Source organism: Streptomyces phyllanthi (genome assembly GCF_009377205.1).
GTDB lineage: Bacteria > Actinomycetota > Actinomycetes > Streptomycetales > Streptomycetaceae > Streptomyces > Streptomyces phyllanthi.
The window spans coordinates 1-7,942 of record NZ_VJZE01000428.1 but is presented as its reverse complement, the minus strand read 5'-3'; the positions used below and the strand labels follow the sequence as shown (position 1 = coordinate 7,942).

6 protein-coding genes are annotated in these 7,942 nt (G+C 73.0%); 1 reads left to right on the top strand and 5 read right to left on the bottom strand.

Annotated elements, in window-relative coordinates; translation table 11 throughout:
* Positions 1-339 precede the first annotated feature (339 nt).
* The 4 genes from FNH04_RS36795 to FNH04_RS36780 form a co-directional block, all read right to left on the bottom strand.
* The gene (locus tag FNH04_RS36795; RefSeq protein WP_152790182.1) at positions 340-1,491 is read right to left on the bottom strand and encodes a hypothetical protein; all 1,152 of its coding nucleotides are present in this window, start codon (positions 1,489-1,491) and stop codon (positions 340-342) included.
* Complete coding sequence (locus FNH04_RS36790; RefSeq protein WP_322724899.1) at positions 1,491-2,153, bottom strand: RNA polymerase sigma factor; 663 nt, start codon at positions 2,151-2,153, stop codon at positions 1,491-1,493. The genes FNH04_RS36795 and FNH04_RS36790 overlap by 1 nt, the downstream gene beginning before the upstream one ends.
* A gap of 450 nt (positions 2,154-2,603) precedes the next feature.
* On the bottom strand, positions 2,604-3,464 hold the full coding sequence (locus tag FNH04_RS36785) for a hypothetical protein (RefSeq protein ID WP_194236932.1): 861 nt from the start codon (positions 3,462-3,464) through the stop codon (positions 2,604-2,606).
* A gap of 41 nt (positions 3,465-3,505) precedes the next feature.
* The gene (locus FNH04_RS36780; RefSeq protein ID WP_322724897.1) at positions 3,506-4,123 is read right to left on the bottom strand and encodes an RNA polymerase sigma factor; all 618 of its coding nucleotides are present in this window, start codon (positions 4,121-4,123) and stop codon (positions 3,506-3,508) included.
* Between the two features lie 418 nt (positions 4,124-4,541).
* Here FNH04_RS36780 and FNH04_RS36775 point away from each other — a divergent pair, with 418 nt between their 5' ends.
* Positions 4,542-7,268 (top strand): FG-GAP-like repeat-containing protein, encoded by a 2,727-nt coding sequence (locus tag FNH04_RS36775; protein ID WP_322724895.1) that lies wholly within the window; start codon positions 4,542-4,544, stop codon positions 7,266-7,268.
* A gap of 80 nt (positions 7,269-7,348) precedes the next feature.
* On the opposite strand, the gene FNH04_RS36770 is transcribed toward FNH04_RS36775, so the two are convergent.
* Positions 7,349-7,756 carry a hypothetical protein gene (locus FNH04_RS36770; RefSeq protein ID WP_322724894.1) on the bottom strand — a complete coding sequence of 136 codons (408 nt, stop codon included), beginning with the start codon at positions 7,754-7,756 and terminating at the stop codon, positions 7,349-7,351.
* Between the last annotated feature and the right edge of the window lie 186 nt (positions 7,757-7,942).

Here is a 7,942-nt window from a genome sequence, read left to right as displayed (position 1 = left end):
GGGCCACGGGGGTTGTGGGCGCGGGCGGGACCGGGGGAACGTGTCCCGCCCGCGCCGAGATGCACCGAGCCGTGAGTACGGGGGGAACCCCGGCTCCGTGCGACGGCCGATGACCAGTCGGCTCACTGAGTACTGCGTCGCGGCGGCCGAAAACGTCACACCCGACCGGAAAAAAATCCGACGAACCACGAACACGCAGGTCAGGAAGTCAGACACCACCCGCGCGCCGAGCCGCCCCTCGCAGAACGACCATTGGGGCAGCCCGCGGGCGCGTACGTCACTTCACAGCGGGACTTCACAACCGGGCTTGACGGCCGGGCTTGACGGCCGGCGCGCGCCTCATCCGGCGGGCGGTGACTCCAGGGCGCTGTACGTCGGGGAAGGCGCCACGCTCGGCTTCGAACCCGAGGGGGTGGAGACGTGGAACGTGGAGAACGGGGTGGTCAGGAAGCCGCTGCCGTGGTGGTCGTTGCCGCCGGGGAGTATGCCGGGGCCTTCGCCGTCACCACCTCCGTCCCTTCCGCCCTTGTCGCCCCTACCGCTCTTTCCGTTGCCGTTGCCATTGCCATTGCCGTTGCCGCTGCCCTGGCCGTCTTCGCCACGGCCCGAGCGCGCCCGGCCGTCGCCGCGCCCGTCGTCCGAGGTGCCCGTGGCCGTGCGGTCGTCCTGGCCGCCCAGGACGCCCTCGCAGTACTTCCTCACCTTGTCCTTGCCGCCCGCCGCGTCCTCCAGGCCGCGCCTGCGGTCGAGGTTCAGGTCCTTGCCGGCCCGGACGTCACGGCAGGCCGCGAGTAAACCGCCGCGCCGGTTGTCCCCGGTGCCCCACCGGTCCTTGCCGAACCCCTGGGAGCCCTGCTGCTCGGTGGTGCCGCCACCCTGGGCCGTGTCGTCCGGCGCGCCGTCGTCCTCGTGCTCGTCCCCGGCGCCGCCGGACGACGGCTCGCCGGCCGAGCCGCCCGCGGTGGCCTCGGGCGACGGCGTGGTGAGCGACCGGTCCGGTGTCACCGCGGCCGAGGAGCCGGGCTCCGGCCGGTCGTCACGGAGCGGAGTCGGAAGGATGCCCGCTCCGGCGGCCACCGCGACCCCGCCGAGCATGCCCGCGGCCAGCGCCGCCGCCATTCCCAGCCGCAGCGGACGGCCCCAGCGGGCCCGCCGCTCCTCGGGACCGGGACGCCCGAGCCGTACCAGCCCGGCGTCGGCGGAGTGGGGTGTGGCGTGCGTACGGGCGCGGCCCAACGCCGCCGTCTCCTCGGCGTCCCGCTCCGAGCGCGCCTTGCGGAAGGCGGCCAACGCGGCCTCCTCGCCCGGCAGTTCGGCGTCCGCCGACGGGATCTCGGAGTTCGGCACCGTCAGCGCGGTCAGCGCGTCCAGTGCCTCCGTGAGCCGGTGCGCCGCGGCGCGGGTGTCGGCGTCGACGGCTTCGAGCGACTCACCACGCAGCAGGCGCTCCGCAGCGTCGCGGTCCAGCCACTTGTACTGCTCGTCGGCCATCACATGTCCTTCTGCGTCCGCGGACGCATATGCGTCACACCGGCGGACGTCACCGCGCGTGTCGGCGCTTCTCTCTGTGGGGGTACGGCGTCGAGTGCGCCGGTCGAATCCGAATCCGCACCGAGCAGCTCAGCGAGCCGCTTCAGTCCACGGTGGGCGGCGGTGCGGACCGCGCCGGGCCGCTTGCCGAGGGTCTCGGCGGCCGTCTTGGCGTCGAGGCCCACGACCACGCGCAGCACCACCGCCTCCGCCTGGTCCTGCGGGAGCTGGGCGATCAGCGAGAGCGTGTGGTCGGTGGCGAGCGCCTCCATGGCCTCGCCCGCCGTGTCCGACTCGGCGGGCTTCGCGGTGAGCTCGGTCTCGTCACCGCCGATGGCCGGGCGCCGGCCGCGCATCCGCACATGGTCGAGGGCCCGGTTGCGGGCGATACGGGCGGCCCAGCCCCGGAAGCGGTCCGCGTCCCCGCTGAACCGCTCCAGATCCCGGGCTATCTGCAGCCAGGCCTCGGAGGTGACGTCCTCGGCGTCCGGGTCACCCACCAGTGTCCGTACGTATCCGAGCAGTCGTGGATGCACGGTGCGGTACACAGTCCGGAACGCGGTCTCGTCCCCGTCCTGCGCCGCAAGCACCGCGGTGGTCAGCTCCGCGTCGTCCCCCAGCACCGCGCGCCCCTCTTTGCGCCTCAGCCGGCGCCGCTCTCGCGGACCGGGTTCGCCCTTCTTCGCGCCTGAGCCGGCGCCGCTCCCGCGGACCGGGTCCTCGCCGTCGTGCTTCCTCAGCCGTGGTTCATCACTTGATGGTCGCGGTCTCAGGATCGCAGGTGGTGCGGTGGTCGTCAGCTGCCGCAACCCGGCGCGAAAGGCACGTTACGGCCTGAAACCGCTCCCCGTCCATGTCCCTAGAACATGCAACTAACTCGTGATGGACGGGGGTGCGGACGGGGGTGTGACAGAAAACGCAGGCGCGGCGCTGTAGAGAGTACGGGCCGCCGCGCGGCCCGTGCCGCGCGACGGTCGGGGCCTCTCCTGTGGGGGGTGGCGGCCCCGGCCGTTGCCATCGGCGAAGTCGGCCGGGTGTCTTGCGAGTACGGGGGTCTCGCGAGCACGCCGGCCCTACTTCTTCCCCTGGGACTTCTCCGGTTGAGGGGTCGCTGCACGCTCACTGGCGGCCGAGTCGCCCGCACCGCCCTTGTCGCCCGCGCTGCCCTTGTCGCCCGACTCTCCCGGATCGCTCGACGCGTCCGTACCGCCCGAGTCGCCCGTACCGTCCTGGCCCTTCCCCCGGGCATCGCTTCCGGCCAGTTGCGCGGCGCAGAACGCCTCGATCTTCCGCTCGCCGCCGGCCTCGTCCACCAGGCGCTGCCAGACGGTGGAGTCCAGCGCCTTGCCGCTGCCCTTGAGCTGCTCGTACGCACGGCACCGGGCCTCGGTGTCCTGAGCCTGCGAGGGGCGGTCGGAGGGGCCTGTCGACGGGTGGGTGCCGGGGTCGGTCCCCGCCCGGCCCTCGGACGGGGACGGCGTGGGCTGTGCGGACCGCCCGGACGCGCTGCCCGACGATCCGGTACGTCCGTCACGGTCGCCGTCGCCGTCGTACGAGACTCCGATGGCCGCCACCGCGACTCCGCCGAGGGTGAGGCTCGCCAGCAGCACCGCGAGCGTGGCCCGCAGCGAGCGCGAACGCCCCGCCGAGCGCTGCTCACGGGGGCGCCAGTCGTCGCGCCGCCGGGTACGTGCCGTGTGCGCCCCCTGCTCACGCGCCATCCGGAACGCCGCGACGGCTCGCGCCTCGCCGTCATCGTCCACGGTGTGGGCGCGCACGGCGGCGGCCAGCAGGACGTCCACGGCTACGGGAGCGGGCGCCCGGGGCGTGCGGACGTCCTGAGGGGCGGCGTCGGGGTGTGCGGGGTGCACGTCGGACGCTCCGAAGTCACCGCCGTCACCGTTGTCACCGCCGTCACCCGGTCGTCCACCCATGTCCGCCTCACCTCCGCCCGAGGGCCGCCCGTCGTCGCCGCTCACCTTGATTCCCCCAGCGTCCGGGGGCTCTCATCCGTCACACCCTCCGCGCCGATCAGTCGGCCAAGGCGCTTGAGACCGCGGTGGGCCGCGGTGCGGACCGCGCCGGGGCGTTTGCCGAGGACACGCGCGGCGGCGGGCCCGTCCAGGCCGACCACCACCCGCAGCAGCACGGCCTCCGCCTGGTCGCGCGGCAACCGGGACACCAGTTCCAGGGCCTGCTCGGTGGAGAGGGCCTCCATGGCCTGGTCGTACGTGCTCTGCGTGCCGGGCAGATCGAGCATGTCGGTCTCCAGCGCGGTCGCCCGGGGCCGTACCTTCTGCCGGCGCAGATGGTCCAGGGCGCGGTGCCGGGCGATGGTCGCGGTCCATCCCCGGAAGCCGGCGCCGTCCCCCTTGAACCGCCCGAGGTCCCGCGCGATCTCCAGCCACGCGTCCGACGCGACGTCCTCCGCGTCGTTCCCGACCAGCCCGCGCAGATAGCCGAGGAGCCCGGGCTGCACGATCCGGTAGGCCACGGCGAACGCGGCCTCGTCCCCCTCCTGTGCCCGCGCGACGGCCGCGCCCAGCTCTCCGTCGTACGCCTGCACGCGGCGGGATTCCCCTCCCTGGCCCACTACTGCCCTCGTTCGCACCGAGATCGTTCGCACCGAGATCGAGTTCTCCGTCCGGCCGGACGTGGTCACTTCCGGCCGTGTCCATGTCCTCCAAGGTCAACAGCGTCCGACAGCACGGAAGTGTCACAGCTCACCGTGGCCCCCCACGGGCCCCGAAGTCCGCCCGCGGGACCAACACCTAAGGGGCACGGGGGAGTTGGCCAGGAGCGCGGACGGCGTTCCCGATCGTCGGGGAAGACGGGACAGGAGATTCACCGGAGGTGATGTACCCCACACCTTCCGCTGTCGATGATGATGTTCGGGGCCCCTTGTGTGCTCAATAGAGGGCTACCCGCGTGCCGGGTTGTTGTTTTGTGTGGCTTTTCTAGGGGTGGGACTTTTGAGTCGACGCAAGACTCATGCTTACAAGCCGCTCAGCGTGAAGCGGAGAGCGTGGCTGACGCTGGGGGCGGTCGTCGTGGGCGGGGCGGGCGTGGTGACGTACGCCGTCGCCAGCCCGAGCGGTGAGCCGGCCGCCGGCGGGCCCCGCACCAAGCGGCCCGTCGACGTGCAGGACCTCGCGCTGCCCGGTGAAGGGAGCGGGACACGGAAGCTGTCGCGGACCGACACCGAGGAGTTCTCCCTCCTCGGGGTTTCCTGGACGGGTGCCACCGCCGCACTCGAAGGCACCGCCCAGGTCCGTACCCGCAGCGTCGCGACCGGTGAGTGGAGCGGCTGGCGGAGCCTGGACGCCGACCCGCGGCCCGTCGACCCGGAGGGGTCCGGTGCCAAGGACGTGCGCGGGGCCTCCGCGCCGCTGTGGGTCGGACCCAGCGACGGCGTCGAGGCGCGGGTCGTCGCCGCCGACGGCTCCTCGACCGCCGGGCTGCCCGAGGGACTCGAGGTCAACCTCGTCGATCCCGGAGTGACCGCCGCCGAGCTGAGGAACAAGGGGCTCGACGCCGCCACGAACTCGGCCACCGGGATGAGCAACGCGGCGTTCGTCGTCGAGGGCTCGACCCCGACGCCCTCGGACAGCGCCTCCCCGTCGGACTCCGCGTCCCCCGAGGACACGACCGGGGGCGAGTCCGACGAGTCGTCCACGGACACGGACACCGGCACGGACACCAACACCGACACCGGGGCGGACACCGGGGCCGACACCGGCGAGGCGGAGGACGCCGGCCCGGCCGTCGCCCCGACCCCCCTCGCCTCCACCGTGAAGCAGCCCCCGATCGTCTCCCGTGCCCGCTGGGGCGCCGTCGAGTCGTCGGTGTCGGGTTCGCCGGAGTACATCGACAAGATCAGCGCGGTCTTCGTGCACCACACGGCCGGCTCGAACGCGTACAGCTGCGCCCAGTCCCCGGCGCTGATCCGCGCGATCATGGCGTACGACATCGAGACGGCCGGCCGTGGCGACCTCGGCTACAACTTCCTGGTCGACAAGTGCGGCCGCATCTTCGAGGGCCGCGCGGGCGGCGCCGACCTGTCGGTGCGCGGCGACCACACGCCCGGCTTCGACGGCGACTCCGTGGGCATCGCGGTGCTCGGCGACTTCGAGGGCGGCAGCGGGACGACCGCGGGCAGGCCGACCCGGGCCGCCGTCGAGTCCGTGGCGCGGCTGGCCGCCTGGAAGCTCGGCCAGTACGGCGGTGACCCGGCCGGCAAGGTCACACTGACCGCGTCCGAGGACACCGGCGTGCACGCGAAGGACGCCGAGGCCGAGCTGAACGTGATCTCCGGCGGCAAGGACGCGGCCACCACGACGTCCCCCGGCAAGAACCTCTACTCCAAGCTCGCCGAGATCCGCCGCTACGCCGCGAGCCCCGGCAGGAACTCCGCGATCCCGACCGCCGACTACACCGGTGACGGCGTCAGCGACCTGGTCGCCGCCACGCCGAAGACCGGCAGCGGCTGGATCACCCTCGTACCGGGCGGGGTCGGCGCCCCCGTCTCCGCCTCCAAGCTGCGGATGAACCAGGCGAGCACGGGTGTCCCGGGCGCCGCCGAGTCCGGCGACCAGTGGGGCGCGGCCACCGCCTGGGGCGACATCAACGGCGACGGCTACGCGGACCTCGCGATCGGCGCGCCCGGCGAGGACGACGTCAGCGGGCATGTGGACCGCGGCGCGGTGACGATCCTGTACGGCCCGAAGTTCGACGTGGAGGCCGACGCCGACACCATGGCGCTCGGCGACGACTACAACCCGAACAGCGCGAAGTTCGGCTCGACCGTGGCCGTGGGCGACTTCAACGCCGACGGCAAGGCGGACGTCTTCACCGCGGCCACCGGCACCGGCGGCAACTGGGCCGCCCGCTTCAACGACGGCCACGAGGTGGCGGGCGACATCACCACGGTGACCGGCGCCCTCGCGTACGTGGACGCCGCGAGCGGTGACTTCAACCGGGACGGCTACGCGGACGTGGCGCTCAACTACCGGGACGCGTCCGGCGCCGGCAAGGTCGCCTGGTTCAAGGGCTCCAGGTCGCTGGGCCTGACCAAGGTGTCCACGCTCACCGTCAAGGGCGGCCGCTCCATCGCCGCGGGCGACGTGAACGGCAACGGCTACGACGACATCGTCATCGGCCAGCCGACCGCCTCCGAGTCCGGCGGCAACTCCGGCGGCCAGGTCACGATGGTCCCGGGCACCTCGACCGGGTTCACCACCACCGGTATGAAGACGGTCCACCAGGGCACGAGCGGTGTGGAGGGCGCCTCCGAGTCGGGTGACGCCTTCGGCACCTCGGTGTCGGTGGGCGACTTCGACGCCGACGGTTACGCGGACGCCCTGACGGGCGCCCCGAACGAGGACATCACCCGCGACGCCAAGAACCGCTCCAACGCGGGCTCGGTCTGGCTCCTCAAGGGAACGTCCTCGGGCCTCACGGGCACCGGCTCCCTCGCCCTCTCCCAGGACTCCGCGAACATCCCGGGCTCCACGGAGACCGACGACAAGCTCGGCTCCGCCGTCTCGCTGACCGACCTCACGGGCGACGGCTACGCCGACCTGACGATCGGCACCGAGGGCGAGGACACGGGCAACGGCACGCTCCTGTGGGTCCCGGTCGTGGATGGCACGGTCACGACGACGAAGTCGGCGTACTACGGGCTGCCGCAGCTGGGCACGTCGGCGGGCGGCCGCCTGGGTCAGGTGCTGACCCCGTAGGGCCACCGCCCGGGCCGCACCTCACGGAAGCCGGGATCCTGTCGTACGACGGGATCCCGGCTTCCGCGTTTCCCGGCCCGTCACCCCACCGCGTCCAGACACAGCAGCCGCAGGGAGCCCTCCCCCCGGTAGCACCTGCGCGCCTCGTCGATCGGGTCCCACAGCCGCCCGTCCGGCGTCCGCACCCAGAGGTCCCGGCCCGCCGCCATCCACTCACCGCCCGTCTCCCGGACGACGACTTCACCGGCGTACGCCCCGAAGCCCCGCAGCACGCTCTCAACAGCCTGATACGGCGCTCCCTGGCCCCGTATCTCCTCGATCATGCGGTCGACCCGCCACAGACTCCGCGGCGAGTAGTCGAGGCGCACCCGCGCCCCCTCCCGCATCATCCCCACCACATCGGCCGCCCACCGAAGGGGCTTGCCCGCGGAATGGTGCCGGGTGCCGTGCCGTGGTGCCGTCGTTTCCGTCTGCCGTGCGTCGTTCACACCAGGAAGAGCGTTCCCCGACCGTCACGTGTCACCGATTTCCGGGCGGTTGCGCGACACCGGCGCAGGACCGCCACAGCGGCCGCGGTACGGTCACAGGACCCTTGCAGGGCAAGGGGTTTGAGCAGAGGCGACCGGCGAGGGCCCTCGGACGTGTCACGCCCTCCCCCGCGCCCGCCGCGACAC